We start from the raw sequence: 26,896 nt of genomic DNA on the forward strand, positions 1-26,896 counted from the left end.
CGTCCCACATAATATTTAATACTTTAGAAACATTCTGGCTATTTTAATTTTTTCCTTGAAAGGAGCATACAGTAATCCCGGATCAAACCATGTACCTGATTTGACTACCGCTTTTGAATGTGTAAAGGTATCAAAACTGTATTTGCCATGGTAATTACCCATGCCGCTGTATCCGACTCCTCCAAAGGGAATTTTGGGATTGCATAAATGCATAAGCGTATTATTAATACAACCACCTCCAAATGTTACTTCTTTCAAATAACGTTCTCTGACAGTATCGCTGTTGGTGAACAGGTAAAGCGCTAAAGGATAAGGATGGCGTTTTATAAATTCGATAGTTTCTTCATATTCGTTGTACCCATAAACAGGTAATATAGGCCCAAAAATTTCATCTTTCATCACTGCTGAATCCAAAGAAGGACTGTCTAAGAGGGTAGGAGCAATAAATTTCGAAGCAGCATCAGTTTGCCCACCTGCAATTATTTTTCCATCTGAAAGATAGGATTCAAGCGTATTAAAACGTTTTTCATTTATAATTCTACCAAAATCACTGTTTTTAGCATCCTCTCCATAAAACTCCAGAATGTATTTTTTTAGAAGACTAATGAATTCATCTTTCCGAGAATTGTGAACCAAAAGGTAATCAGGTGCGACGCAGGTTTGGCCGGCGTTAGTAAATTTACCCCAAACAATGCGTTTAGCAGCGTGATGCATATCCACATCTTTATCTACTATACAAGGGCTTTTTCCTCCAAGCTCCAAAATAACGGGAGTTAACTTGGGCGCAGCTAGTTCTGCAATGTTCTTACCTACAGGTATACTTCCAGTAAAGAAAACTAAATCAAAACGATGTTTTTTCAGAAGATAAGGAACTGTTGTCTGTCCTTCACCTTCTACAATAGCCACGTAATTTTCGTCGAAAGTTTCTTTAATGATCGTTCTCATTACATAAGTAATTTCAGGAGTAAATTCAGAAGGCTTTAAAATTGCACAGTTTCCGCCAGCAATTGCCCCAACCAAAGGAGCAATCAATAATTGGAATGGGTAGTTCCATGGGGCTACGATGAATACACAACCTAGTGGATCTTTATAGATATAACTTGAAGATGGAAACATAGCTATTGGTGAATATTTCCACTGAGGCTTCATCCATTTTTTAAGGTTTTTGATTGTATAGTTAATCTCCTCGTAAACGATGCCAACTTCTGTTCCGTACGATTCAAATTCATGTTTATTTAGATCAGCTTTCAGCGCTGCAAATATTTGTTTCTCGTATGATCGGATTGCCGCTTTTAATTTTTTGAGTTGTTTAATTCTGAATTCATAAGGGAAGGTTGCTTTACTGTCGAAGAATTGGCGCTGATGATTGAAGATGTTGCTCAGTTGTTCTTCTTCATAATTAACATTATTTACAGTAGGTTCTATAGTTTTTTCCATTTTATGGGAATAGTTAAGAAATAATTTATCGTTGTATATTGGTTTGTATTAGGATTGGAAATACAAGATATTGAATAAAGATGAAACAACAAGAGCAGACAATTGTGCCTGCTCTTACCCAAAAAATGAAAGATTAAAAATTATCCCACTAGGTCAAGTACCTGTTGAGACGAGTTCTTCGTATTCACTTTTTCTATTATGTGCATGATAATACCTTGTCCGTTTATAATAAATGTATAACGCAAAATGCCCATATAAGTTTTACCATACATGCTTTTTTCTGCCCAAACTCCATAATCCTCAAGGATTTTTTTATCCTCATCAGAAATAAGAGAAAAAGGAAGATTGTATTTGGTTGCAAACTTTGCATGTGACTTTTCGCTATCGGCGCTTACACCAATTACTTGAAAGCCTTTAGAAATTAATCCGTCGTAATTATCTCGAAAATTACACGCCTCAGCGGTACAGCCAGGAGTATCATCTTTTGGATAAAAGTAAAGTATCACTGTTTTTCCGTTAAAATCGCTCAATGAAACAACATTGCCATTTTGATCAGTTCCCGTAAACTCCGGAGCTTTATCTCCAGCTTTTAATTTGCTCATGATTTACTTGATATTAAGTTTGAGATTAGGTCATCTGCTAAATTCAGCATTGTAAACTGAACTGTTATTTTTTATGTCAGTAACAGTTAACTGTAAAGTGTGATTACCAGGGCCTGTTCTTTCATCAAAAGTATGCTTTAATACACCTGATTTGCCATCCATTTCAAAAAGAACCCAATGGTCATCAATCAATCCTCTAAATTCTTTTATTCCAGACAAGTTGTCACTAATACGGAATGAAACACTTGCAGTTCCTGACATGTTTTTACCATTCATAATATTAAGTGGTACTATTCGCGGCGCAGTTGTATCAATAGTAATGTAAAAGCTACCAAAGCTTTTTAGTTCAGCTTTTACAAAACCGTTTTCATAAGTTCCTCCTTGATAAGTTCTTTTATCATTTACGATTACTGCCTTGTCGAACTGAGTAAGGTCTGCATCTGGTTTTATTTGAAGTATAAAAGGTTCTGCTATCGGAGTATATTTATTATGTAATGTATGAATGTCGGAATATGCTCCGAACACTTTTCGGGATGATGAATATTCGAAATTGAAATTGTTGTAGAAGCAACCAGTCGGAAAAGTTGCAATTATTGATTGATTACTGAAGCGATTGACCTTATTCCAATAAAATGGTATTGCCGATGGATTCACATAATGAGAATATACTTTTTTGGTAGGAGTTGAATTTACTGTAAAAGTTAAGGTAGAGGTGTTGCCGGCTGCATCTTTAACTATGTATTCCATTTGATGAGGCGCATTGTCCTCAAAAGTTATAATGCCTCTATTGACATTGGTTTTGTAAATTTCTAATCGGTTTCCAGGATCAATGAAGCTTTTTTGAATGTAGGTTCTTCCAGTTTGATAAGCATTAAAATCAATGTACGAATTTACATCACGCTGAAGGTTAAAATTGAGCGATTCAAATACTGTTTTAATAACCGTTTGTCCATCTTTTTTTAGCTCAATTGAATAAATGCCATTTCTATTTCCAGCGCCATTCAGCATGTCATCGGCGGCAATACCAAAGGCTATATCTCCATTCACATTCACTTTTACAGCTTTACTCACACTGTACTTTCCAGAGCCTATTGGAGCTAAAGCAAATGATGTGCGAATATTTGAACCATTTACCGAACTACTATCATTCATCGGGTAAACATATAAGCCTTTTATGAAAGGGGCTTTGGTGTCTGCAATTGGAAATCCGAATAGTTGTGGGTTAAAGGCTTCTTCTGTTTTTGAATCTCTGGTTTCAAAATGTAAATGAGCGCCTTGTGAACTTCCTGAATTTCCTGAATAACCAATTATTTCACCTTTTTTGACAGGAATTTCTATTGGTAATGGATTAAAATCTACCTCAAATGATTCACGACTATATTGAGCAGTTTTTACGAAGTGTGCTATGCGAGGGCTGTAACGTTGTAAGTGGGCATAAACAGTAGTATAGCCGTTTGGATGATTGATATAAATAGCGTTGCCAAAACCTCCGATTTGTACTCGTAAACGAGAAACATAGCCATCAGCTACGGCATGAACGGGATAACCTTCCCTCTGATTGGTTTTAAAGTCGAGTCCGGTGTGGAAATGATTAGGACGTAGCTCGCCAAAGGTTCCAGATATCGCTACTGGAATATCCATTGGTAATCTGAAATCCCTAGGAAAGATTCTTTCTGTAGTTTGAATTAGTTTTTTTTCTGCATGGGTAGCTACAAATGCTAATGTGGTAGCAATAGCCAAAATAGCCACTATTCCAATCCTCACTATTCTCATTGCCTAAATTATTTAATTTCAAAATCGAGTAATTTTTTATCCTCAATATAGCCTTCCAAACGATCGCCAATGTTTATTTTTCCTACTCCTGCAGGTGTACCTGTGAAAATTAAATCACCTTTTTTTAGGGTGATAAACTTTGAAATATAACTGATGATTTCTTCAAAAGGAAAGATCATATTTGATGTATTACCCGTTTGAACGTTATTGCCGTTAATTTTTAAGTTGAAATTTATGTTTGAAAGATCGGAAAACTGACTTTTAGGCAAAAACTCACTTATTGGTGCTGAATTATCAAAACCCTTGGCTAATTCCCAAGGCAAGCTTTTGTCTTTCAGTTTTTGTTGAAGATCACGAGCGGTAAAATCAATTCCTAAGCCAATGTCCTCAAAATAGTTTCCTGCAAATTTTGGGTCTATATGCTTACCTTCTTTACTTATTTTAAGTACGATTTCAATTTCATGATGAATGTCGTTTGAGAAATCGGGGTGATAAAAGGTTTGATTGTTTTTCAAGATAGCCGTATCAGGCTTCATGAAAATAACAGGGGACGTAGGAACTGCATTATTAAGTTCTTTTGCGTGTGCCGCATAATTTCTGCCTAAGGCGATGATCTTCATGAAAGAGAATAAGAATAATAAAAGAAAATAGTGATAAGATAAAACTTGAAGAAAGCTCGGTTTTAAATTGGGAAGAAACTAAAAGGAATATTATAGAATTGAAATTCGCTTAGTTATTGATTCACCTCCCACAATAACTCTAATAAAATAGTAACCTTTTGAAAGAGAATTGCTCAAGTTGTAAGTGGTTTCTTTAAGTCCAGCTCCAATATGTTGTTGAGGCATTAACGTGAGGACTTCATTACCCAATAAATCCATCAATTTAATTGTAACGGTATTTTCTTTCTTCAAATTATAGCTAATAGTTAAGCCATCATTGATCGGACCTTGAAAAACTTTTACATCAAAAACTGATCTTTGATCATCATTATCGGCAAACATTATAGACCTGCTGTTGCCTGAAGTTGGAGGAGTAACCGTTTTTGTATTGTATAAGAATTTCGAAATAGAAAAGGTTAAAGGAGTGGTTTTAAGACCTGTTTTAGGTTTTCTATCAGAAAGCACATTTTTGCTAAATGTACTTAGTGTATCGGTAAGACCTTTTTGGAACGTAGCAAAGTGAAACCCCGATGCACCAATTCCGTCAGCCATAGCAGCTAAAGTAAGAGTTGCACAAAGGAGTGAAAGTGTAATTTTTCTGGCGTATAATTTCATCATCTCAGTTGCTACAAATATAGTACAATAAAAAATTAACTCAACACCCTGTTGCTATAAATTTACTAATTAAACTCTAAAAAACATAAAAAGTTTAATGGGTGTTTCTAAATTTCTAATGCAAATATTTAACCAATTTTTTGGGGATGCTTTTTAGCCAGCAATTATTATGCATTTGAGAAACGATAAAATTACATGGTTGATTACATACTATTCAAATGAATAAATTTCTATTACTTATTTAAATTAATAAGTATAAATAATTTTACTTATTGCAGTTATAAGCTATTTTTGCGCAATATTTTATACTACATTGAGTACTCAAAGCCACAAATTAACTAGGGTAAGCGCTGCCGGATTATTAATCAGTCTTGGCATTATTTACGGTGACATTGGAACATCACCTCTTTATGTTTTTAAAGCAATTATTTCCGGTCAGAAAATTTCAGAATACCTTGTATTAGGTGGTATTTCTTGTGTTTTTTGGACATTAACGTTACAAACTACTCTTAAGTATGTTATTATTACGCTCGAAGCTGATAATAAAGGTGAGGGTGGGATCTTTTCACTTTTTTCATTAGTGCGAAAGAAGTCAAAATGGCTGGTTGTTCCGGCTATGATAGGAGGGTGTGCCCTTTTGGCAGATGGTATCATTACGCCCCCTATTACCGTAACTTCGGCCATTGAAGGATTACGGTTGATAAATCCCGAAATTCCTGTAATTCCAATTGTACTGGTAATACTTTCCTTGCTGTTCTTTATTCAGCAATTTGGTACCAGTATCGTGGGTAAATCATTCGGGCCAATTATGTTATTATGGTTTAGCATGTTGGGTGTTTTGGGTATTTGGCAAGTGCTCCAATATCCTATGGTTTTGAAAGCCTTAAATCCATATTATGCTTATAACATTCTGTTTAATAATCCTCATGGTTTTCTGATACTTGGTGCAGTATTCTTATGTACCACTGGTGCTGAGGCGCTTTATTCTGATTTAGGTCATTGCGGTAAGCATAATATCCGGGTGAGTTGGGCTTTTGTTAAAACTTGTCTTATTCTGAATTATCTAGGACAAGGAGCTTGGTTATTAACTGTGCATTCAGGAAATGTTACGGATTTAAACCCATTTTATGGAATGATGCCTGCGCAGTTCCAACTATTTGGAATAGCCTTGGCCACTGCAGCTGCTGTGGTAGCCAGTCAGGCGTTGATAAGTGGTTCTTATACACTAATCAGTGAAGCCGTTCGTATGAATCTTTGGCCAAAGGTTCGCATTTCTTACCCGACTGAAACTAAAGGGCAATTATATGTTCCTAGTATTAACTGGTTAATGTGGGCAGGCTGTTGTTTTGTTGTACTGCATTTCGAAGAATCCGGTGCAATGGAAGCTGCTTACGGCTTGTCAATTACAATTGCCATGTTAATGACAACTGTACTTATGGCTGTATTTCTGGTAACGCGCAAGTTTTCATATGCTATCGTTGGTATTTTCATTGGATTGTATATTGCCGTTGAGTCAGCTTTCTTATTGGGTAACCTATCTAAATTCATGCATGGCGGTTATTTCACACTCATGTTGGGTATGATTATTTTCTCTGTAATGTGGGCTTGGTATAGAGCGCGTAAGATTAAAAATCGCTACGTGAAATTTGTTGAGGTAGAAGATTATTACGAGATCATTGAAGATTTGAGTAAAGATAGCACTGTGCCTAAGTATTCATCTCAATTGGTATACCTGACCAGTGCAAATTTCGATTCTGAAATAGAGTCTAAAATTGTGTATTCCATTTTACAAAAACAGCCTAAACGTGCCGATGTGTATTGGTTGGTTCATGTTGATGTACTTGATGAGCCTTATAAACGCGATTATAAAGTGATGGAAATGGTGCCGGGAGTTCTTTACCGTATTGATTTCCGATTAGGATTCAGAGAAGAACAGCGCATTAGTGTGCTTTTCCGTAAAGTAGTGGAGGAATTGGTTCGAAATAAAGAGGTAACCATTACCAGCAGATACGAGTCACTTAAAAAACATAACCTGGTTGGTGATTTCCGTTTTGTAATGCTTGAAAAGATATTGTCGAATCCAAGAGCATTACCTTTCAGCGAACGCATAACCATGTATTATTACTTTATACTGAAGAAATTAAGCCTTTCAGAAGAAAAAGGTTTTGGTCTTGATCTCAGCTCAATTGCCGTGGAAAAAGTGCCATTGGTACTGGAGAATACTGAAAACGTAGAAATATCAAGGGTTAATTAATAACTTTAATATTATCCTTCTACATGTCAAAAGCCACTTTCGAGTGGCTTTGTGCATTATATTAAGTTTTAAATATTCGGCGAGCGTTTCACTGACCTGCTTTTATCCACTTAGGTATCATTAAATGAAAATATCTAAATGAAATCAGAACATCTATTGTCCATGTAATGTACTTTACTGCATGTTGTTCTTTAGAACGACAAGGAGGACAATAAGTATTAAGCAAGCAGGGCTCACATAAAGGTTGATAATATTGAAAGAGTAAATAGCCCAGAAGTGTAACAATAGCTATTAAAATTAGGAACCTAACTTTATGAGACATAAGGGCTGTATAGAATGATTTCATGTTAGTCGAATCCAACAAAAAAAGAGCAAACATCTAATGATTGCTCTTTTTTGTTGGATAATATTTAAAATTCTTAATTATTTATCCTAAATCCTCTGATACCTTTTTAGCCAATTTACTGTTTGCGTATCCGTAGGAGAAATAGATCATCAATCCTATCAATAGCCAAATAGTAAAGCCAATCCAGTTGCTAACGCCCAGTTCACTCATCATGTATAAGCAACTTAAAAAGCCCAGTACAGGTATTAATGAAAGGCTATATTTTATACAATAGTAGAGTGTTACTAACGAAATAAGGAAGAAAATCCATAATGGGATTTTATGCTTGAATAAACTCCAACCGCTTTCGTACTTTTTAGTAGGGTCAATTTGAGCTGCGTCAATAAATGCTTTGTATTCACTACTGTCCAGGTTGGTAAGATAATGTTCCATGTCTTCCCCGCGATTTTTGTGTTCGGCAGCCAGCTGTTTAACGGTAATTAATTCCGATTGATTCAATGAAGTAACAAATGTGGTAGCATCATACATTTTGGGCTCATTTTTAAGAAAACTCATCGTGTTTTCTTTATTGTAAACGAATGATGTAACAATAAAGAATACGGCCAAAAATGGAATGATGTATTTTGAATTTATATACGGTGTTTTGAATTTTCCTTTTGGTGCGTTGGGAAGTATTGAAAGTCGAAGTACGCCCGCACAAACCAAGGTAAATGCAAAAAGAGTACCAATGCTACATAAATCGGTTACGATGGTAAGGTTCATGAACAATGATGGAATTGCTACAACAAAACCTGTAATAATAGTGGCAAAGCTTGGCGTTTTAAACTTAGGGTGGATTTTTGAGAATTGCTTAGGTAACAATCCATCTCGACTCATGCTCATCCAAATACGGGGCTGGCCCATTTGAAATACCAACAAAACACTCGCCATAGCAACAATAGCACTAATTCCAATGATTCCTGAAAGCCATTTAAGATTCAGCTTTTGGAAAACAAAGGCCAACGGATCGCCTACTGCCAATTCTTTATAGCTTACCATGCCGGTTAAAACCAATGCTATGACTACATAGAGTATCGTACAGATAATAATGGCCCACATCATGCCTCTTGGAAGGTCGCGTTGAGGATCTTTACATTCTTCTGCCGTAGTAGATATGGCATCAAATCCAATGTAAGCAAAGAACACAGCTGAAACTCCTTTTAAAATTCCTGAAACACCATTAGGAGCAAAAGGATTCCATTTATTGGTATCAACATAAAAAATGCCAACAGATATAACCAGCAAGATGATAGCTAGCTTAATTACCACCATGGCATTGCTGGCGTTCCGCGATTCTTTCATGCCGCGATAAACTAACCATGTAATGAGGATGATGATAACCAAGGCTGGAATATCAGCAATGAGGTGCAGTCCTAGTAATTGTGGAGCATCATTCCAAGCTTTATAAGCCATTTGTAAGGCCGGATCAAGGTTTGTAAACGATTTGCCACTATTCATCAATGCAACTGCATCTTTGTAACCTTTTGAAATCGTCAGATAATCGGTACACATCCAATCGGGTACGTGTATGCCGGTAATTCCGAGAGAAGGAATGTTAATGCTCGATAGTAAACCGGTAAAATAATCAGACCATGAAATGGCTACAGTTATATTACCAATAGCATATTCCATAATCAATGCCCAGCCTATAATCCAGGCCGTAAGTTCGCCAAATGCCACATAGGAGTAGGTATAAGCACTTCCTGAAACAGGAACTAAGGATGCGAATTCAGCATAGGCAAAAGCCGCAAAACTACAGGCAATCGCAGTAAAGATGAACAGGAATATTACCCCTGGACCTCCATCGGATGCTGCTTTGCCGATGGTGCTGAAAATTCCTGCACCAATAATCGCTGCAATGCCAAAAGCGGTTAAATCACGAACCGTAAGTGTACGGGTTAACGATGCGTCGCCACCATGCCCGTCGCTTTCTCCCTTGGCCGCTTCTGCTAAAATGTTTTGAACTGATTTCTTTCGGAAAAGATTATTAAACATAAGTTGATTGGTTATATACCTTCATTTTTTGACCCCTAACCTACATGATTCTGATTAGAAACACAATTCCGAATTAAATAAGTTTCGTGTGAATTTTCAAGGATACCTTTATCTGCAATAAATGTATATTAATTTTAACTATTGTAATTTGATGAATGAGAAAACTATTTAAAGAAAACATTGCCTTTATCTATCTCTTTTCCTGTTGGCTATTCTAATTTCTGTAATACTTTTAATTCATTCAAAGCACAAAGTTAAATTGCTTATAAACAGTTGTTTCAATACTTTCTTCGATGATTTTTTGTTGCCTTTAATGCATTTGGCTCTATTACGTTTAACGTAGGTTTAACTTTATTACTCTTGTTTAAGGCTCCTCGAAAAGGTATTTTAGCGACCTTAGTTTTTTGTCGGTAATGCTGGTAACCCAAATTTTTGAACATTGTGTTTTATGGAGAACCACGGCCAGTGGCCTATTTTGAAGGATACCGTCAATTGCGTTTAGTGGAAGGAGTGGAGATGCTTCGTACAGAAAGTTTTCCTTCAGGACATACATCGGCTGTTTTTGTCATTGTCACTTTTTGGGTTTTGACCTCAAAGCATAAGCGTTTTACCTGGCTTTTAGTTCCGGCAATATTGCGGCTTGTGCGCGATTGGATATGTTGCAGCATTTTATACGGATATATGTCGGAATGATAATAGGAGTGATGATAACTACGGTGTGCTGTTCTTTTTGCAGGATAAACTTGATAAATCTCTTTGAACCATGTTTTTCTATGCTCTTTAATTCAGTGGTGGAGAGACGATAACTTTTAAAATGATATGATTGGAGATGCATAAGCATCTGTTTTACTGCAATTTTTAAAACAAGATAAGAATGAAAAATAAAATTTTACTAGCTATTATCGGGAGTGTGCTTGTAGGTTGTTCTAATGAAACAAAGTCTTTTGGAACAACACTAATGAATTTTAATAAAGAACTCGGTGTTCAACAAGATGAAAAAAGCAACAATGACAATACATCAGATCTTCTAGCATCAAGTAGTGAAGGGGAAATCTTAAATAGTCTACCATCTGGTAATGAAAACAGGAAAAGCAATTCCAAGTCATCAGACACTAGCCAAATCCTTCTTCCTAGCGAGTACTTTAACGTAATCAAAACAGTAGATGGTAAACAGGAAGTGCAAAATCCTTCAAATGAAATCGTGGTTGTTAATAAACTTTATAGCTTACCTGAAAATTATATACCTAATGATCTGATCATTCCAAATGTTACTTTTTCTTTTGGAAAACAGGATATTGAAAAAGCCTATTTGAGAAAACCGGCTGCTGATGCATTGGTAAAGATGTTTCAAGCTGCAAAACTAGATAAGATCACTCTGGCTGCAGTTTCTGCATACCGATCATATAAACGGCAGAAAGAGGTTTTTAATCATGGAGTGCAAACAAAAGGGCATGCAGAAGCAGCTAAGTTAATTGCTGTTCCTGGTATGAGTGAGCACCAAACAGGATTAGCACTTGACATCTCTTCAAAAAGTAATGGGTACCGTCTTGATGAAAACTTTGCCAATACACCGGAAGGGGAATGGCTCAAGACAAATGCCCATCATTACGGATTTATCCTTCGGTATCAAAAAGGTAAGGAAAGCATAACCGGTTATAACTACGAACCATGGCATTTTCGTTATGTTGGTGTGCAAGTGGCCATGGATCTATACAATAAAGACATAACACTTGATGAATATGTGAAAAATGCCAAGGCTATATAAACTTTAGACTTAAAGAGGGTTATCCTTCCAATTCCAATAGTGGCACGACTTCAAGTCGTGCCACCGTTATTCGCTGCGTTCGGGTTACCCCTTTTGATCTAATCAAGTTATCCCATCTGTCTGATTATTTTTTAACCATTTCCGAAGAAACATCAACAGTAATGGTTTTACTCATTCTAACCCCATAAGAAGTATGCATTCCATCGGCAAATTGGAGGGTTAGAGAATGTTTACCCGGAGTTAGTGTCAATTCGGTCTCTGTTTGGCCCTTTCCAAAATGTATATGGGTTGAATCAGCCGGAACGACTTGTCCTGCCGGGATAAATGAGCCATCAATAATAATATGATGGTGGCCTTTGTCGGGATTCTTGGCACCTAACGGTTCAACGGTCATTCCCTTTACTCCCATTTCTACTTTTACCGGGTTTTTAACAGTTTCACCATCCTTTAAATTGACAAAGTATACTTCTTGGCCTGCTTTTATGATGGTAGTGTCAACCGCAGCGGGCATTTCAGCGTGCTCAGCAGATTTTTGTTGAATGGTATCAGAGGCTTCTTCTTTTGGTTTTTTGTTCGTGTTGCACGATACTAAAGCTAACCCTAAGGCTAAAAGAATGCAATTTGTTTTCATATTCAATTGTTTAGGTATGTAATTATAATCCTGATAATCATAGAAATTTATAAAAAGATTATGAATTAATTATGAAGTAATGAATTTATTTCAAAATGCCTCGAGAATACTATTTTGACCTAAGCAGATTATTTCATTCGACGTAAGCAGGTTACCCATTTGACCTAAGCAGGTTACCCTCTTGACCTAAGCAGGTTAGCCTTTCGAGCTAAGCAGGTTACTCTCTTGACCTAAGCAGGTTACCCATTTGACCTAAGCAGGTTATTCATTCGACGTAAGCAGGTTATCCATTTGACCTAAGCAGGTTAGCCACTTGACCTAATCAGGTTAGCCTTCGAGCTAAGCAGGTTACCCTCTTGACCTAAGCAGTTTAGCCTTTCGAGCTAAGCAGGTTACCCTTTGAAAGGAGTGTAAACAAAAAGCCTCGAAAAAATCGAGGCTTCTGTAATAATTTAACTTGTATGTAACTAAACGTATTAATTCAGCTTTTTGAGTTCAGCTTTCACAAAATCCATCAAATCACTGATGTATTTTTTTGAGAAATTAAACTCAATTCCTGCTGTTTTGTAAATATCACCAATCGTTTTAGTGTAACCGAGTTTAAGCGCGGCAAGGTAATCTTCCACTGCTTTTTCAGGGTGTTGTTTAAAGTTTTTCCAAACTGCAATGGCTCCTAATTGAGCAATCGCGTATTCGATGTAATAGAATGGTACTTCAAACAAATGCAATTGTTTTTGCCAAATACTCTGCATTACACTTTCGTAATCGGTCCATTCAACAAAGCCTGCTCCGAAACGTTTGTAGATACCTGTCCAGGCTTGTGTACGTTCTGCTGTTGTATGTTCAGGATGCGTATAAACCCAGTGTTGGAAACAATCGATAATCGCTACCCAAGGAAGCGTTTTCAATACATCCTTTAATTGATCACGTTTAGCGCGTAATAGGTCTTCATCATTCGTAAAGAATTCATCCCAATGATCCATCGAAATCAATTCCATCGACATAGAAGCCAGTTCAGCTACTTCGGAAGTGAGGTGTTTGAAATCGTTTAGTTCTAGGTCTGAAGAAATGAAGGTATGCACCGCATGTCCGCCTTCATGAACCATAGTTGTTAAATCACGAAAAGAATTAGCTGAATTCATGAAAATGAAAGGCATTCCGGTTTCAGCCAATGGATAGTTGTATCCGCCTGGAGCTTTTCCTTTTCTGCTTTCTAAATCAACCAAGTGTTTTTCTTTCATGGTTTTCAAGCATGAACCCATGTAAGGATGTAATTTCTCAAAACATAAAATTGATTTATCGAGTAATTCTTGTCCGTTGTTGAAAGGCTTTAAAGCAGGTTTTCCTGTCACATCCACATCGGTATCCCACGGTTTTAATTTATCCAGCTTTAAGGTTTCGCGACGCACTTCAGCTTGTTCAGCTAGAATTGGTACAACCACTTTTTCAATGGCTTCATGGAAAGCAAAACAATCTTCCTTGGTATAATCAAAACGTCCTAACGCAGCGAAAGCATAATCACGGTAATTTTCAAAATCGGCGTTTTTAGCTACCTGATGACGAAGTTTAATGAGTGAAGTATATAAGTCATCCAGTTTGTCTTTGTCTTGAGCGCGACGAGCAGTAATTTTATCATAAGCTTCTTTACGCACCGTACGATCGGTATCTTTTAAAAAGTTAGCCGCTTGTTCCAGTGTGTATTCTTTGCCATTGATTTCCACACTCATCGCTCCCGAAATGGCAGCAAATTTTTGTTGTTCTACTTGTAAGTCACTTAACAACTGAATGTTTTTCTCACGGAACAGTTCTAATTGTTTTTTTAAACTGCGGATGTAAATGAAATACTTTTGCTGGTCGAGTTGCTCAACAAAAGGAGATGCAATGAATTTTTTATTGAGTTCGTTGGTATGAGGAGCAATTTTAGGCTCAATTTCAGTTGCAAAATATTGGAAATCAGCGAGTAGTTTTTCATCTGTAGTATCGCAGGTCATTTTAATGTAGCGCCATGCAAAATCTTCTTCCAAAGCCGCTTCCAACTCACTGCGGTCACGCATCCAATGAATCAATGTTTCTACTGAATCAATTTCACGATCGAGCAACTCTTTGTAAAAAGGCTCAATGGTTTCAAATTTTATCTCAAAGTGTTCTGGAAGAAAAGAGCGTTTATTTGTTGTCATGTTTTATCGTTAAGGTTTTAAAATAGGTTTAAGGTTAAAGGTTTTAGTCCTAAAAAGCCATTTCATGCTGAGTAACGAACCATCCGTTTAAGAAGAGTTTCTTGACCTCGGGATTCCTCGGTTCTCGGAATGACAAGTATATCCTAAATCCTGAAAAATGTATCAGCGAGAAAAAATGCGGCAAAAACTACGCTGGCAATTCCGTTTGCAGTCATAAAAGCGATATTAACTTTACTTAAATCATTTGGCTTTACCAATGAATGCTGATAGACAAGCATGGCACAATAGCCCGTTGCGCCTAACCAATAAAACCAGCTAAAGCTCCCATGGATACCTGCCCCAATAATAAAAGCGGCAGAAAATAAATGAAGAAAAGAAGAGAAGCTCAATGCATTTTTTTTACCTAACCATTGAGGTATAGAATGTAAATGTTCGGAACGATCAAAATCTTCATCTTGCAAGGCATAGATAATGTCAAAACCGCTTACCCAAGTCAAAACAGCTAATGAAAACAATACAGGTAATAAAGCAAATTCTCCTGTTACCACTAAGTAGGCGCCAATTGGAGCGAGCGATAAGCCTAAACCCAAAACCAGGTGGCACAAAGCAGTAAATCGTTTTGTATAACTATACCCCAATACCACTAGTAAAGCTAATGGAGAAAGAAAAAAGCAGATAGGATTAATAAACCAGGTGGCAGCAATAAAAAATACCGAATTAAGAATAGTAAAGGTTAAAGCTGATTTTGCCGAAACGATGCCTGCAGGAATTTCGCGCATTTTTGTACGTGGATTTTTAGCATCAATATCTCTATCTAAATAACGGTTAAATGCCATGGCGGCACTTCTGGCAAACACCATACAGGCTAACATCAAAATGAATTTTTTAAGATCAAAAGATGCTCCACTAGTTGATTGAGCCAGAAAAAAACCAATTATGGCAAAAGGCATTGCAAAAATGGTATGACTGAATTTAATAAGTGACAGGTAATTTTTCATGCGTTTAATTTCAATTCTTATTTATAGAAATCCTGATTGAAGTCGGGGATTTCAAAACCGCTATTTATTTCATCAACAAACTGAAGGACTTCATCTCGGCCTGAGCCATCTTCAGAAGAGGTAATAAATAGTTGTGGTACTTCTTCCCACTGCTTTAACATTTCATTTTTAAACAATTCAACGTTTTGAGCCGTTTTTCCTTTTGATTGTTTGTCAGCTTTGGTAAATATCAACACAAACGGAAGTCCTTGATCTCCTAACCAGTTGATGAAATCTAAATCGACTTTTTGAGGAGTTAAACGGGAATCGATTAAGACCATAACGCATTGTAAGTTTTCCCGTTTGGTAAGATATGCCCGGATGAACTTCTCCCATTTTTCTTTCGATGATTTTGACACGCGAGCGAAACCGTAACCGGGTAAGTCAACAATAAACCATTTGTCATTGACTTTAAAATGATTAATTAATTGTGTTTTGCCGGGAGTTTGCGATGTTTTTGCAAGTCCTTTTTTATCAACTAACATATTGATGAGGGACGATTTGCCCACATTTGAACGTCCGATAAATGCATATTCAGGTAACACAGGAGTAGGCAGTTTGCTTACTTGGGTGTTACTGCATAAAAATTCTGCTGATTTTATGATCATGAGGCAAAAGTACAAATTAAGGTTGGTTGTTAGTTAATGGTTATCAGTTAACGGTTAATCGTTAACTATCGACCATGGACTAAATTCTATGAACTATGGACAATGAAACTTATCTTTGGCCCAACATGTCAGAAACAGTAAAACCATACAAAGAACTCGACTCGACTAAGAAAGAGCAAGTGGCCGAGATGTTTAATAAAATTGCAGGCAAATACGATTTCCTGAACCATTTTCTTTCATTAGGTATTGATATTTGGTGGAGAAAAAAGGCCATCTCAGAATTGAAAAAGGATCAGCCTAAACACATATTGGACGTGGCAACCGGTACGGGCGATCTTGCTTTTGAAGCGATTGAAACATTAAAGCCGAAACAAGTAATCGGTATTGACATTTCAGAAGGAATGCTAAATCTGGCTGATAAAAAAATCAAGGAGCGAGCGTTGGAAAATGTGTTTTCTGTACAAGTGGGTGATTCGGAAAACTTGCCTTTTGCTGATCATACGTTTGATGCGGTGATTGTGAGTTTTGGTGTACGTAACTTTGAAAATTTGGAGAAAGGCCTTCAAAATATTCAACGTGTACTTAAACCAGGAGGTAAGGCCGTTGTTTTGGAGTTTTCTAAACCAACTATATTCCCTTTTAAGCAACTTTATAACTTGTATTTTTTTAATTTATTACCGTTTTTCGGTCGTGTTTTTTCAAAAGATAACAGTGCTTATACCTATTTACCTGAATCAGTACATGCATTTCCGGACGGAGAAAAGTTTACTGATATTATGAAGCGATCAGGTTTTAAAGAAACTAAGATTAAAAAACTTACGTTAGGAATAAGTTCAATCTATACAGGCATCAAACCCGCATAGGCTTAATAATTGCGTATGTTAGATTTATGGTATTAAAGCCATAAAAGCAAAATAGCTATCTGAAAAATAGTATGAAAAAACTTTTACTATTACTACCATTTCTGTTTATGAGCTTAGTCTCTAAAGCTCAGTTCTTAAATACAGGAGGTGATATCGACCAAAATCGAGTAAATTTTGGATTTTTGTTAGGCATTGATCGTTCAGGGTTTATTATTACCAAACAAAGTAATTTTCGATTGCCAGATTCGAATCCATATACAAGTGATACCCTTTATGCCGTAAAACCAATTGGTTCAACAGGTTTTAGTTTAGGTTTATTGACGAATCTGAAATTAACGAATACTCTTGATTTTCGCTTTACACCGCGTTTTTCGTTTATCTCCAGACAAATGGAATTTCAGTATAACAAAAAATCGGCTGATCTAAATAGAGTGGTTGGTAAAGAAGTGGAGTCAACTTTGTTGGAATTACCTTTATTATTGAAATTGAAATCAGCTCGTCAGCAAGATGTTCGTTTATATGTAATAGGTGGTATTAAGTTTTGTACAGATATCCGTTCTAAGAAGAAAAAAGGAGATGATGCTTTGTTTGAACCCGGAGATGATCGTAAGTTGGTGAAAATTGACAATAATTTTTTTGCAGTAGAAGCTGGTCTAGGAGCAGATATTTACTTTGAATATTTCAAGTTTTCACCTGAATTGAAATTGTCGAGAAGCATGGCGAATGTTTTAAAACAAGATAATAACGTTTTTTCACAACCTTTGACGGGATTGTTTGCTGAAGCATTGCATTTTACAATGTATTTCGAATAAGATTTTGTGATTATACCGATTGTTGAATCGATTGCGCCGATTTAAAATGGGCTAATTTTCTTCATTCGTTTTAATTGATTCATATAAACTGTCTCTAACTCACCATGGTCGATCAACCATGAACAATGAACATTTAAAAATGTCAAAACTAGTTATGATAACGGGTGCAACCTCTGGAATAGGAGAGGCTTGTGCAACTATTTTTGCTCAAAACAATTGCAACCTGATTATTACCGGCCGGAGAGCAGATCGCCTGCAAAAGCTTTCAGCTCAACTTACAACTAATTACGGAATTAAGGTTTTACCCTTAGTTTTTGATATACGTAATTACGATGAAGTTAAAATCGCAATTGGTAGTTTAGAGGGAGAATGGAAGAACATTGATATTCTAATCAATAATGCCGGTTTATCGTTGGGACTCGATCCAATTGATAAAGGTAGTATTGATGATTGGAACACAATGATAGATACGAATGTAAAAGGTTTGCTGTATATAAGCCGATTGGTTAGTCCGTTAATGGTAGAGCGTAAGCAAGGACATATCATAAACCTGGGATCTATTGCGGGGAAAGAAACCTATGCCAATGGCAATGTGTATTGCGCATCAAAACATGCTGTTGATGCTTTAAATAAAGCCATGCGGATTGATTTATTGCCTTATAATATTAGAGTAACGGCCATTCATCCGGGTGCAGTAGAAACAGAGTTTTCCATTGTACGCTTTAAAGGTGATGAGGAAAAAGCTAAAAACGTGTATAAAGGTTTTGAAGCGTTAAGTGCCAACGATATTGCCGACACAATCTACTACTGTGCAGCTTTACCATCTCATGTAAATATTAATGAGTTAACGATAATGCCTACAGCTCAGGCGAATACAGTTTATTGGAATAAGAGGGGCTAAAGTTGCAGGATTAAGGCTTAAATTTTTTATAATTTTAAACTATTATAAGTCTCCATTCTATTTATTCAATAATTCTATCATTTAAATAATTATAATCATTCAACTAAAAATATGTCACTTCTAGTAACAATCGATAACGATATTAAAAAAGCCATGCTTGCTAAAGACGAGGCCGGCTTACGCGGATTAAGGGCCATTAAATCCGCTTTATTATTAGCAAAAACTGAAAAAGGAGCTTCTGAAACCTTATCAGAAGACGTTGAAATCAAGGTTTTGCAGAAACAAATCAAACAGCGCAAGGAATCAGCTGATATTTATAATAGTCAAAATCGAGCGGATTTGGCTCAAATTGAAATGGAAGAGTTGGCAGTGATTGAAGCCTACTTGCCAAAGCAGATGAGTTTGGATGAAGTTGAATCAGAAATCAAACAGATAATTAGCGAAACTGGAGCAACAGGGATGAAGGATATGGGGAAAGTTATGGGCTTGGTTACTAAAAAATTAGGAGGAAAAGCAGAAGGTAAAATAATTTCTGAGGTAGTAAAACGATTGTTGGCGTAACCGCTCATTTATTTGGATTAAATTAAACTATGCCGTTGTTTTTTTTGGTTTTAACGCCCTGATTATAATTTAAACTATATATTTGGTGGAATATTGGAATATATGAACTTTAAAATACGCGAAGAAAACGGGTTTAAATACATAGAAGAAGGTGAAGGAGAAGTGTTGCTTTTGCTACATGGTCTTATGGGAGCATTAAGCAACTGGGATACTGTTATCAGCCGTTTTTCTAAAGATTTCAAGGTAATTATTCCGATGTTACCTATCTATGATATGCCGCTGCTCACCACCGGTGTTAAAACGTTGGCCAAATTTGTAAATAAGTTTGTTGAGCATAAGGGCATTGACAAATTTACCGTTTTGGGTAATTCTTTAGGTGGACACATCGCCTTGGTGTACGTATTGTTGCATCCGGAACATATTCAATCGATGGTACTTACCGGGAGTTCCGGTTTGTATGAAAATGCAATGGGGGCTTCATTTCCTCGCCGCGAGAGTTATGAATACATTAAGGAGAAAGTGGAATACACTTTTTATGACCCTAAAACAGCAACAAAAGAACTAGTCGACGAAGTGTTTGCTGCTGTTAATAACCGAAATCATGTTATTAAAATTCTTGCAATGGCAAAATCTGCTATGCGCCATAACATGGAAAAGGAGTTGCATAAAATCACAGTTCCTGTTTCTCTAATTTGGGGTACTGATGATAGAGTTACTCCTCCCGAGGTTGCAAAAGAGTTTCATCGTTTATTACCGGATTCGGAGCTTAAATGGATTGAAAAATGTGGACATGCCCCAATGATGGAGCAGCCAGAGGAATTTAATAGCCACGTTGAGAATTTTCTAAAGAGGGTGTATAATAAACAGATTTGATTTAGATAACTTAACTCGGATTATAAAGAACAAAATTTATTTCGTATTTTACTAGTTATCTGGGTGTAAGTCAGTTTTTTACCTCAAACATTATAAGCATGTTAGCCTCGGAATTGGTTAGTGATTTTCTTCCACCACTCAAAACTTCTGACACAGCTCAGAAAGCACTTGAGCGCATGTCCGAATTTCATGTAAGTCACTTGCCAGTTGTCAACGAAACAGAATTTTTGGGTTTGGTATGTGATAATGATATTGTAGAACTTGTTGATCTGGAAGAGCCAATTGGTAATACCGAACTGTCGCTTAGCTTTCAATCTATTAATGAAAATCAACATGTATATGATGTAATTCGATTAATCAACGAACAATCTTTAACAATTGTTCCGGTTGTTGATAATCGAAATCGCTATACCGGAGTGATTACAGCTACTACCTTGATTGAGAATTTCGCAAAATTAATCGCTGTTGATAATCCTGGTGGAATTATCGTATTAGAATCAACAATGAGAGATTTTTCTTTAGCCGAGATAGCCCGAATTGTTGAATCTAATGATGCCTCGATTTTAAGTTCCTACATAAGTACATTTTCAGATTCAACCCGTATCGAAGTAACACTTAAAATTAATAAAACCGATTTAACGCCTATACTTGCTTCATTTCAACGCTTTAATTACAGCATTAAAGCTACTTTCTTTCAAAACCCTCGAGCCGATGATACAATGGACCGCTTCGATTCATTCATGCATTATTTAAACATCTGATATGAAGATTGCCCTTTACGGACGCCAGTTCAGTAATAATTCATTGCCCTTTATTCAAGAAGTATTCGATAGCTTAGTTAGCCATTCGGTTGATATGGTTATTTACAAAGAATTTAAAGAGTTTCTTGAAGCTAAAGGAATTAATACCGGCGGTACCGAAGCTTTTGCCACACACAGTGATCTTACCGGACAGGTTAGCTGCATGTTAAGTTTGGGCGGGGATGGTACTTTATTAGATACGGTAACATTAGTTCGGGATTCGGGAATGCCCGTATTGGGCATAAATTTAGGCCGCTTGGGTTTTTTAGCAAGTATTAATAAAACTGAAATTAAAACTGCTATTGACAGTTTGGTTCGTGGAGAATATACCCTTGATAGCCGCTCGTTAATTAGGTTGGAATCAGAAACAAATATATTTGGCGAAGTAAATTACGGACTAAACGAAATTACCATTCATAAAAAGGATGGTTCACCTATGATCATTATCCACACGTATATCAATGGTGAATTTTTGAATTCATACTGGGCTGATGGGTTGATCATCGCTACACCGACAGGCTCGACAGCCTATTCATTAAGCTGTGGTGGCCCTATTGTATTTCCAAAATCAGGTAATTTTGTAATTACTCCAATTTGTCCACATAATTTAAGTGTACGACCGATAGTAGTTTCTGATAGTAATGCGTTGAGTTTTAAGATTGAAGGAAGATCCAAACAATTTCTTATTTCCCTTGATTCTAGAACTGAAAAAGTGGATTCAAATACAATTTTGACTGCTCGGAAGGAGAGTTTTCATATAAATCTTATACGTCTCTACAATGAAAGTTATTTAACAACGTTAAGAAACAAGTTAATGTGGGGACTTGATTCTCGTAATTAATCTCATTAATATCGTAGATGCGCAAACAGCTATATTTTGTCTTCATTACAGCTTTATTACTAACAGCTTATAAAGTTAATGCTCAAAAATATGAAATAGGTATTTTGGGCGGTGTGTCGGGATATAAAGGAGATATCAATCAGTTTAACTATTTTAAATTCACCGACCCTGCTTTTGGACTCGTTTTTCGCAATAATTTTAATCTTCGTAACTCTCTTAAACTTTCCCTAACTCATGGCAAAGTAAGAGGAGAGGATGCAAAATCGGGTGTTTCGGATCAAATTCAACGTAATCTGCAGTTTTCATCCTCCATTAACGAGGTTTCTGCTCAATATGAATTTAACTTTTTTAAATTTAATCCTTTTGAAGATGGTCAAAAGTTCACACCTTACCTTTTTACCGGATTATCGGTATTTAATTTTGATCCCAAAGCAGAGGATGGTGTTCGTTTGCAACCATTAGGAACTGAAGGACAAGGATTAGCAAACAATTCGGATAAATATAGCTTAACTCAATTCGCAGTTCCGCTTGGAATTGGTTTTAAGGCTAATCTAAAAGGACAATTTAATATTTTTAGTGAATTGGGCTATCGTTACACATTTACCGATTATATAGATGACGTAAGTTCGTATTATGCAAATTTAAGTATGAGTCCTAATTCTACGACCCAATTTTATGCAGATCGTTCATTAGAAGCAGGATATCCTGCTAATAAACCAGGCACTCAGCGTGGTGATCTTAACAAAAAAGACATGTACATGTTTGGCGTTGTTGGCATTTCAATTAGTTTTGTATCTTCGCGATGTCCGAAATTTTAGTAAGGGATTAAGACAATGAGTTTTAGGGAAAAGATAGATACCGAAAGGGTACCGAAACACATTGCTGTCATTATGGATGGTAATGGAAGATGGGCTAAGGAGAAAGGGAAATTACGCGTATTTGGTCATCAAAATGGAGTTAAAGCCGTACGTAATACGCTAGAAGCCGCAGCTAAAATAGGTGTCGAATACCTTACATTATATGCATTTTCTACCGAAAACTGGAAACGTCCTTCATTTGAAGTTACAGCTCTGATGGAAATATTGGTGACTACCATCAATAAGGAAACTAAAACATTAATGCAAAATGACATTAAATTGAATGCATTTGGAGATTTAAAATCCTTGCCTTCAAGATGTTATAAAGAATTAATTGAAGCCGTAGACAAAACCAAGCATAATAAACGTTTAACACTGAACCTGGCGCTTAGTTATAGCTCCCGTTGGGAGTTAGTAAACATGGCTCAACTCTTGGCTGAAAAGGTTAAAAATAATGAACTTAAACCAGAAGACATTAATGAGCAAACCATAAACTCATTGCTTTGTACGGCTGGCATGCCAGATCCGGAATTGTTGATCCGAACCAGTGGAGAACATCGTATTAGCAATTTTCTGCTCTGGCAAATAGCCTATTCAGAATTGTATTTCACGGATGTTTTCTGGCCCGATTTCAATGATGAACACCTTTACAAAGCCATTGTTGATTATCAACAACGCGAACGCCGTTTTGGCATGACCAGTGAACAAGTTATTTAAAATAAATTTTGTCAATACTCTTAATGAAGAAGATTTTAGCAGTTGCTTTCTTTACAATATCGTTTTTTAATCTGGCACAAGCCCAGATCCAGTACAAACCGACACCAGCAAGATCTCAGTCTGATCCAAACAGTCCCAAAGAATATATCATTGGCGGGATTACAGTTAGTGGAACTAAATCATTGGATAAAGATGTACTTATTACCATTTCGAAATTGAAGGTTGGTGAACAGATTAAAGTTCCTAGTGATAAAATAGCTAATTCGGTAAAGGATCTTTGGGCTCAAGGTTTATTTAATGATGTACAGATTAACATCAAAAGCATCAAAGCTGATACTGTTTTTCTCGACCTATACCTCGAAGAGCGTCCTCGTTTATCTTCAGTCGTATTTCGTGGTTTAAAAAAATCGGAAGTAGATGATCTTAACGAAAAGAAACTGAAGGATCTTGTCGGCAAAGTCGTAAATGATAACCTTATTCAATCAACCGAATATATCGTTAAGAAATTCTTTGTTGAGAAAGGCTATTATAATACAGAAGTAAGCACCAAACAACGTCCTGATAGCGCATCTAGTCGTACTGCCTTAATCGTTACTGTTGATAAAAAAAGCAAAACAAAAGTTAATGCGATTAATATTACCGGAGATGACGCGCTTTCTGAAGATAAATTAAAGAAATCAATGAAGGATACTAAAGAACGTAAGTTTTACAAAATCTTTGGTTCAAAAAAGTTCCTTTACAGTAAGTACGAAGAGGATAAAAAGAACATCATTAAAAAATATCATGAGCGCGGGTATAGAGATGCTGTTATTGTAAGCGATAGCGTATACCGTGTTGATGACGCTTCTGTTAATGTTGATTTAAAAATCAATGAAGGAAAGAAATATTATTTCGGCAATATTTCTTGGGCTGGAAATGCCATTTACCGTCCGGATTATTTGAATCATTTATTGCAAATCAAAAAAGGCGATATTTTTGATGAGGAGAAAATGGACAAACGCTTGCATAACAGTCCTTCAGAAGATGATATCTCTTCACTTTATTTAAATAACGGATATTTATTCTTTAACGTTAGTCCAGTTCAAACCAAAGTATACAATGATACGATTGATGTAGAAATGCAGATTTTTGAAGGAGAACAGGCTACCATTAATAAAGTATCGGTTAATGGTAATGATCGTACGAACGACAAGGTAGTTCTTCGTGAAATTCGTACCAAACCAGGTGATAAGTTCAATAAGTCTTTATTGATTCGTACTATTCGTGAGTTAAATCAATTAGGGTATTTTGATGAACAAAAAACCAGTCCTGATGTAAAACCGAATGCCCAAGATGGTACGGTGGATCTGGCATTTAATGTGACAGAAAAACCTTCGGATCAATTGGAACTTTCGGGTGGTTTTGGCGGTGGCCGTATCATCGGAACTTTAGGATTAACATTCAATAACTTCTCGTTAAGAAAATTATTTACAAACGATTGGGGTGGTATTTTGCCTTCGGGAGATGGCCAAAAATTGCAATTACGTGCTCAAACCAACGGTAAATATTATCAAGCCTATAATTTTTCTTTCTCTGAGCCTTGGTTAGGCGGTGATAAACCACGTTACTTTTCAGTTGGGTTTAATCATACCAATCAGAATAATGGTTTAGCATCAAATAATCCTAGTTATTATCAATTGAAGCTGACAGGTTTTAATCTGGGATTGGGGCAGCGCTTAAAGTGGCCTGATGATTATTTTCAATTAAACACTAACCTTAATTTTGATCGTTATAACTTTGTTAATTATCCCGGCTTCCAGTTTCCTACAGGTACCTCTTATACGTTTAGTATAACTGAAGCATTGTCGCGTAACTCTATTGATGTGCCAATTTATCCAACTACGGGATCGCATATAAAATTGAGTGTACAGTTAACTCCACCATATTCTTTGTTTAGCTCAATTAATTATAATGACCCTACTGTTTCAAATCAAACAAAGTATAAATTTACAGAGTTTCATCGTTGGAAATTTGATGCATCATGGTTTGCAAAACTTTCATCAAGCAGCAAATTTGTATTTAACTTTCAAACACATTATGGTTTCTTAGGAACCTATAACAAAGCACTTGGGGTTACACAGTTTGATCGTTGGAGAGTAGGCGGTGACGGACTTGCGGGTTATGATTACATTCAAGGAGTCGAGGTAGTGGGCCTAAGGGGGTATTCAAACGGATCAATTGTTCCTGAAGGAGCCAATAGTCAGGCAGGAAGTCCGATTTATAGTAAATATACCATGGAGTTACGTTATCCGATTTCTACGGCTCAACAAGCAACTATTTTTGCACTTACATTTCTTGAGGGCGGTAACACTTGGGAAAACTTCCGAACCTTCTCTCCCTTTAATCTAAAACGTTCAGCAGGGGTAGGTGTTCGTATTTTCCTTCCGATTTTTGGTATGTTAGGGCTTGATTATGGGTATGGTTTCGATGCAATTCCTGGTAATCCTGATGCAAACCGCGGACAATTCCATTTTTCAATAGCTCAACAATTGGGTAGTGGTTTTTAATTTTTTTTATGAAGAAAATCTTTTTAACCTTTATTATTATAGCATTAGGATCGGTTGCTTCATTTGCTCAAAAGATTGGTTACGTTGATTCAGAGTATATTTTAAAACATATGCCTGAATATGCAGCGGCCCAAAAACAAATTAATGCCATATCTGAGCAATGGCAAAAAGAGATCGATCAAAAGTTTAATGAAGTAGATGCTTTATACAAAGCTTATCAGGCTGAGCAAGTATTGCTGACCGATGTGATGCGTAAAAAACGGGAAGAGGAAATCGTAAAAAAGGAAAAAGAGGCTAAAGAGCTTCAAAAACAAAAATTTGGACCTGAAGGAGAATTGTTTCAAAAACAGAAATCGTTAATTAAACCTGTTCAGGACAAAATCTATAAAGCAATTGAAACAGTTGCCGAAGATGGACTTTATGCAATTATTTTTGACAAAACAAATGGAATGCTATATTCGAATCCTCGTTACGATAAAAGTAATGATGTTCTGAATAAGCTTGGATTAAAGCCAGGAAATTTTGCAAAATAGAAATTGAAAAAATATATATTTGAAAAACCGAAAAATTATAAAATGAAAAGATCAATCAAAGTATTAGTAGTTGCATTAGTGTTATTGTTTGCGGGAGCGAAAGCTGAGGCTCAGGTGAAATTTGGGCATATTAACGTAGGGGAATTGGTGAGCTCAATGCCTGATATTAAAGATGCGGATAAGAAAATTCAGGAGTTTGCTAATACTCTTGACGGTCAAATGAAAACAATGACTACTGAATATCAAACTAAAATAGCTGATTTTCAGGCGAAAGAAAAAACGATGACTGATCCTATCAAGGAAGCAAAAGTGAAAGAGATTCAGGATTTGGAAAAACGTATCGGTGAGTTTCAACAAAAAGCTCAACAAGATATTCAAAAGAAACAAGAAGAGTTGTACGCTCCAATTTTGAAAAAAGCAGAAGATGCTATTAAAGCGGTAGCAGCTGAGAACAAAATTGGTTACGTATTCGACAGTAGCAAAGGTGTAATCATTGTATCACCTGATGGCGATAATATATTACCTTTGGTTAAAAAGAAATTAGCTATCCAATAATTAAGATAAAATTTTAAAAGGGTGCGTTTGGAAATTTTCCAGACGCACCCTTTTTGTTTATAAACGCTCCCTAATTCACTATACACTATCAATATGATA

Annotated in this window: 25 protein-coding genes; 15 read left to right on the plus strand and 10 right to left on the minus strand. The window is 36.3% G+C overall.

The window, feature by feature from the left end:
* Nucleotides 1-15 precede the first annotated feature (15 nt).
* The 5 genes from FN756_RS09255 to FN756_RS09275 form a co-directional block, all read right to left on the minus strand.
* Nucleotides 16-1,437, minus strand: coding sequence for an aldehyde dehydrogenase (locus FN756_RS09255; protein ID WP_142603593.1), 1,422 nt, complete (start codon nt 1,435-1,437; stop codon nt 16-18).
* Between the two features lie 140 nt (nt 1,438-1,577).
* Entirely contained in the window at nt 1,578-2,039 is a 462-nt protein-coding gene (gene bcp / locus FN756_RS09260; protein WP_142603595.1) for a thioredoxin-dependent thiol peroxidase, read from the minus strand.
* Nucleotides 2,040-2,069: 30 nt separating this feature from the next.
* The gene (locus FN756_RS09265) at nt 2,070-3,812 is read right to left on the minus strand and encodes a M23 family metallopeptidase (RefSeq protein ID WP_142603597.1); all 1,743 of its coding nucleotides are present in this window, start codon (nt 3,810-3,812) and stop codon (nt 2,070-2,072) included.
* 8 nt (nt 3,813-3,820) lie between these two features.
* The gene (locus FN756_RS09270; RefSeq protein ID WP_142603599.1) at nt 3,821-4,432 is read right to left on the minus strand and encodes a fumarylacetoacetate hydrolase family protein; all 612 of its coding nucleotides are present in this window, start codon (nt 4,430-4,432) and stop codon (nt 3,821-3,823) included.
* Between the two features lie 90 nt (nt 4,433-4,522).
* Nucleotides 4,523-5,089 (minus strand): T9SS type A sorting domain-containing protein, encoded by a 567-nt coding sequence (locus FN756_RS09275; RefSeq protein ID WP_142603600.1) that lies wholly within the window; start codon nt 5,087-5,089, stop codon nt 4,523-4,525.
* Nucleotides 5,090-5,399: 310 nt separating this feature from the next.
* Between FN756_RS09275 and FN756_RS09280 the strand changes: the two genes are divergently transcribed.
* Nucleotides 5,400-7,340, plus strand: a complete 1,941-nt coding sequence (locus tag FN756_RS09280; RefSeq protein WP_142603602.1) for a KUP/HAK/KT family potassium transporter — start codon at nt 5,400-5,402, stop codon at nt 7,338-7,340.
* Between the two features lie 427 nt (nt 7,341-7,767).
* On the opposite strand, the gene FN756_RS09285 is transcribed toward FN756_RS09280, so the two are convergent.
* Nucleotides 7,768-9,720 carry an amino acid permease gene (locus tag FN756_RS09285; RefSeq protein ID WP_142603604.1) on the minus strand — a complete coding sequence of 651 codons (1,953 nt, stop codon included), beginning with the start codon at nt 9,718-9,720 and terminating at the stop codon, nt 7,768-7,770.
* Between the two features lie 501 nt (nt 9,721-10,221).
* Between FN756_RS09285 and FN756_RS14775 the strand changes: the two genes are divergently transcribed.
* Both FN756_RS14775 and FN756_RS09295 read left to right on the plus strand, forming a co-directional pair.
* Nucleotides 10,222-10,413: a phosphatase PAP2 family protein gene (locus tag FN756_RS14775; RefSeq protein ID WP_394344416.1), complete on the plus strand. Its 192-nt coding sequence runs from the start codon at nt 10,222-10,224 to the stop codon at nt 10,411-10,413.
* Nucleotides 10,414-10,594: 181 nt separating this feature from the next.
* Nucleotides 10,595-11,485: a M15 family metallopeptidase gene (locus FN756_RS09295; RefSeq protein WP_142603608.1), complete on the plus strand. Its 891-nt coding sequence runs from the start codon at nt 10,595-10,597 to the stop codon at nt 11,483-11,485.
* A 124-nt stretch (nt 11,486-11,609) separates the two neighbouring features.
* Here FN756_RS09295 and FN756_RS09300 read toward each other — a convergent pair whose 3' ends face one another.
* The 4 genes from FN756_RS09300 to yihA form a co-directional block, all read right to left on the minus strand.
* Entirely contained in the window at nt 11,610-12,116 is a 507-nt protein-coding gene (locus FN756_RS09300; protein WP_221929046.1) for a DUF4399 domain-containing protein, read from the minus strand.
* 476 nt (nt 12,117-12,592) lie between these two features.
* The gene (locus FN756_RS09305) at nt 12,593-14,293 is read right to left on the minus strand and encodes a M3 family oligoendopeptidase (protein ID WP_142603609.1); all 1,701 of its coding nucleotides are present in this window, start codon (nt 14,291-14,293) and stop codon (nt 12,593-12,595) included.
* A 143-nt stretch (nt 14,294-14,436) separates the two neighbouring features.
* The gene (locus tag FN756_RS09310) at nt 14,437-15,291 is read right to left on the minus strand and encodes a UbiA-like polyprenyltransferase (protein WP_142603611.1); all 855 of its coding nucleotides are present in this window, start codon (nt 15,289-15,291) and stop codon (nt 14,437-14,439) included.
* Nucleotides 15,292-15,308: 17 nt separating this feature from the next.
* On the minus strand, nt 15,309-15,938 hold the full coding sequence (gene yihA / locus FN756_RS09315; protein WP_142603613.1) for a ribosome biogenesis GTP-binding protein YihA/YsxC: 630 nt from the start codon (nt 15,936-15,938) through the stop codon (nt 15,309-15,311).
* Nucleotides 15,939-16,063: 125 nt separating this feature from the next.
* On the opposite strand from yihA, the gene ubiE reads away from it, so the two are divergent.
* The 12 genes from ubiE (at nt 16,064) to FN756_RS09375 (ending at nt 26,797) form a co-directional block, all read left to right on the plus strand.
* Nucleotides 16,064-16,801, plus strand: a complete 738-nt coding sequence (gene ubiE / locus FN756_RS09320; RefSeq protein WP_142603615.1) for a bifunctional demethylmenaquinone methyltransferase/2-methoxy-6-polyprenyl-1,4-benzoquinol methylase UbiE — start codon at nt 16,064-16,066, stop codon at nt 16,799-16,801.
* Between the two features lie 71 nt (nt 16,802-16,872).
* Complete coding sequence (porT, locus tag FN756_RS09325) at nt 16,873-17,613, plus strand: type IX secretion/gliding motility protein PorT/SprT (RefSeq protein ID WP_142603617.1); 741 nt, start codon at nt 16,873-16,875, stop codon at nt 17,611-17,613.
* A 139-nt stretch (nt 17,614-17,752) separates the two neighbouring features.
* The gene (locus FN756_RS09330; RefSeq protein ID WP_142603619.1) at nt 17,753-18,514 is read left to right on the plus strand and encodes an SDR family oxidoreductase; all 762 of its coding nucleotides are present in this window, start codon (nt 17,753-17,755) and stop codon (nt 18,512-18,514) included.
* Between the two features lie 111 nt (nt 18,515-18,625).
* A complete protein-coding gene (locus tag FN756_RS09335; RefSeq protein ID WP_142603621.1) occupies nt 18,626-19,075 on the plus strand; it encodes a GatB/YqeY domain-containing protein in 450 nt (149 codons plus the stop codon).
* Nucleotides 19,076-19,177: 102 nt separating this feature from the next.
* Nucleotides 19,178-19,948: an alpha/beta fold hydrolase gene (locus tag FN756_RS09340; RefSeq protein WP_142603623.1), complete on the plus strand. Its 771-nt coding sequence runs from the start codon at nt 19,178-19,180 to the stop codon at nt 19,946-19,948.
* Between the two features lie 98 nt (nt 19,949-20,046).
* Nucleotides 20,047-20,709, plus strand: a complete 663-nt coding sequence (locus tag FN756_RS09345) for a CBS domain-containing protein (protein ID WP_142603625.1) — start codon at nt 20,047-20,049, stop codon at nt 20,707-20,709.
* A 1-nt stretch (nt 20,710) separates the two neighbouring features.
* The gene (locus FN756_RS09350; protein WP_142603627.1) at nt 20,711-21,589 is read left to right on the plus strand and encodes an NAD kinase; all 879 of its coding nucleotides are present in this window, start codon (nt 20,711-20,713) and stop codon (nt 21,587-21,589) included.
* 17 nt (nt 21,590-21,606) lie between these two features.
* Entirely contained in the window at nt 21,607-22,407 is an 801-nt protein-coding gene (gene porG / locus FN756_RS09355) for a type IX secretion system protein PorG (protein WP_142603629.1), read from the plus strand.
* Nucleotides 22,408-22,422: 15 nt separating this feature from the next.
* Entirely contained in the window at nt 22,423-23,163 is a 741-nt protein-coding gene (locus FN756_RS09360) for an isoprenyl transferase (RefSeq protein ID WP_142603631.1), read from the plus strand.
* 23 nt (nt 23,164-23,186) lie between these two features.
* Nucleotides 23,187-25,709: an outer membrane protein assembly factor BamA gene (bamA, locus tag FN756_RS09365; protein ID WP_142603633.1), complete on the plus strand. Its 2,523-nt coding sequence runs from the start codon at nt 23,187-23,189 to the stop codon at nt 25,707-25,709.
* A gap of 8 nt (nt 25,710-25,717) precedes the next feature.
* Nucleotides 25,718-26,242 (plus strand): OmpH family outer membrane protein, encoded by a 525-nt coding sequence (locus FN756_RS09370; RefSeq protein ID WP_142603634.1) that lies wholly within the window; start codon nt 25,718-25,720, stop codon nt 26,240-26,242.
* Between the two features lie 42 nt (nt 26,243-26,284).
* On the plus strand, nt 26,285-26,797 hold the full coding sequence (locus FN756_RS09375) for an OmpH family outer membrane protein (RefSeq protein ID WP_142603636.1): 513 nt from the start codon (nt 26,285-26,287) through the stop codon (nt 26,795-26,797).
* The last annotated feature ends 99 nt before the right edge of the window (nt 26,798-26,896 follow it).

It is taken from the genome of Solitalea koreensis (assembly GCF_900182575.1).
In the GTDB taxonomy this organism is placed as follows: domain Bacteria; phylum Bacteroidota; class Bacteroidia; order Sphingobacteriales; family Sphingobacteriaceae; genus Solitalea; species Solitalea koreensis.

Excerpts from the sequence above, each read along its gene's own strand:
- FN756_RS09350 (WP_142603627.1), top strand. The coding sequence starts at position 20,711 with ATGAAGATTGCCCTTTACGGACGCCAGTTCAGTAATAATTCATTGCCC.
- FN756_RS09255 (WP_142603593.1), bottom strand. The coding sequence starts at position 1,437 with ATGGAAAAAACTATAGAACCTACTGTAAATAATGTTAATTATGAAGAA.
- bcp (WP_142603595.1), bottom strand. The coding sequence starts at position 2,039 with ATGAGCAAATTAAAAGCTGGAGATAAAGCTCCGGAGTTTACGGGAACT.
- FN756_RS09285 (WP_142603604.1), bottom strand. The coding sequence starts at position 9,720 with ATGTTTAATAATCTTTTCCGAAAGAAATCAGTTCAAAACATTTTAGCA.
- FN756_RS09375 (WP_142603636.1), top strand. The coding sequence starts at position 26,285 with ATGAAAAGATCAATCAAAGTATTAGTAGTTGCATTAGTGTTATTGTTT.
- FN756_RS09265 (WP_142603597.1), bottom strand. The coding sequence starts at position 3,812 with ATGAGAATAGTGAGGATTGGAATAGTGGCTATTTTGGCTATTGCTACC.
- bamA (WP_142603633.1), top strand. The coding sequence starts at position 23,187 with ATGAAGAAGATTTTAGCAGTTGCTTTCTTTACAATATCGTTTTTTAAT.
- FN756_RS09310 (WP_142603611.1), bottom strand. The coding sequence starts at position 15,291 with ATGAAAAATTACCTGTCACTTATTAAATTCAGTCATACCATTTTTGCA.
- porG (WP_142603629.1), top strand. The coding sequence starts at position 21,607 with ATGCGCAAACAGCTATATTTTGTCTTCATTACAGCTTTATTACTAACA.
- FN756_RS09370 (WP_142603634.1), top strand. The coding sequence starts at position 25,718 with ATGAAGAAAATCTTTTTAACCTTTATTATTATAGCATTAGGATCGGTT.
- FN756_RS09275 (WP_142603600.1), bottom strand. The coding sequence starts at position 5,089 with ATGATGAAATTATACGCCAGAAAAATTACACTTTCACTCCTTTGTGCA.
- FN756_RS09300 (WP_221929046.1), bottom strand. The coding sequence starts at position 12,116 with ATGAAAACAAATTGCATTCTTTTAGCCTTAGGGTTAGCTTTAGTATCG.
- FN756_RS09305 (WP_142603609.1), bottom strand. The coding sequence starts at position 14,293 with ATGACAACAAATAAACGCTCTTTTCTTCCAGAACACTTTGAGATAAAA.
- FN756_RS09360 (WP_142603631.1), top strand. The coding sequence starts at position 22,423 with ATGAGTTTTAGGGAAAAGATAGATACCGAAAGGGTACCGAAACACATT.
- FN756_RS09340 (WP_142603623.1), top strand. The coding sequence starts at position 19,178 with ATGAACTTTAAAATACGCGAAGAAAACGGGTTTAAATACATAGAAGAA.
- FN756_RS09330 (WP_142603619.1), top strand. The coding sequence starts at position 17,753 with ATGTCAAAACTAGTTATGATAACGGGTGCAACCTCTGGAATAGGAGAG.
- FN756_RS09295 (WP_142603608.1), top strand. The coding sequence starts at position 10,595 with ATGAAAAATAAAATTTTACTAGCTATTATCGGGAGTGTGCTTGTAGGT.
- FN756_RS09345 (WP_142603625.1), top strand. The coding sequence starts at position 20,047 with ATGTTAGCCTCGGAATTGGTTAGTGATTTTCTTCCACCACTCAAAACT.
- FN756_RS09335 (WP_142603621.1), top strand. The coding sequence starts at position 18,626 with ATGTCACTTCTAGTAACAATCGATAACGATATTAAAAAAGCCATGCTT.
- porT (WP_142603617.1), top strand. The coding sequence starts at position 16,873 with ATGAAAAAACTTTTACTATTACTACCATTTCTGTTTATGAGCTTAGTC.
- yihA (WP_142603613.1), bottom strand. The coding sequence starts at position 15,938 with ATGATCATAAAATCAGCAGAATTTTTATGCAGTAACACCCAAGTAAGC.
- ubiE (WP_142603615.1), top strand. The coding sequence starts at position 16,064 with ATGTCAGAAACAGTAAAACCATACAAAGAACTCGACTCGACTAAGAAA.
- FN756_RS09270 (WP_142603599.1), bottom strand. The coding sequence starts at position 4,432 with ATGAAGATCATCGCCTTAGGCAGAAATTATGCGGCACACGCAAAAGAA.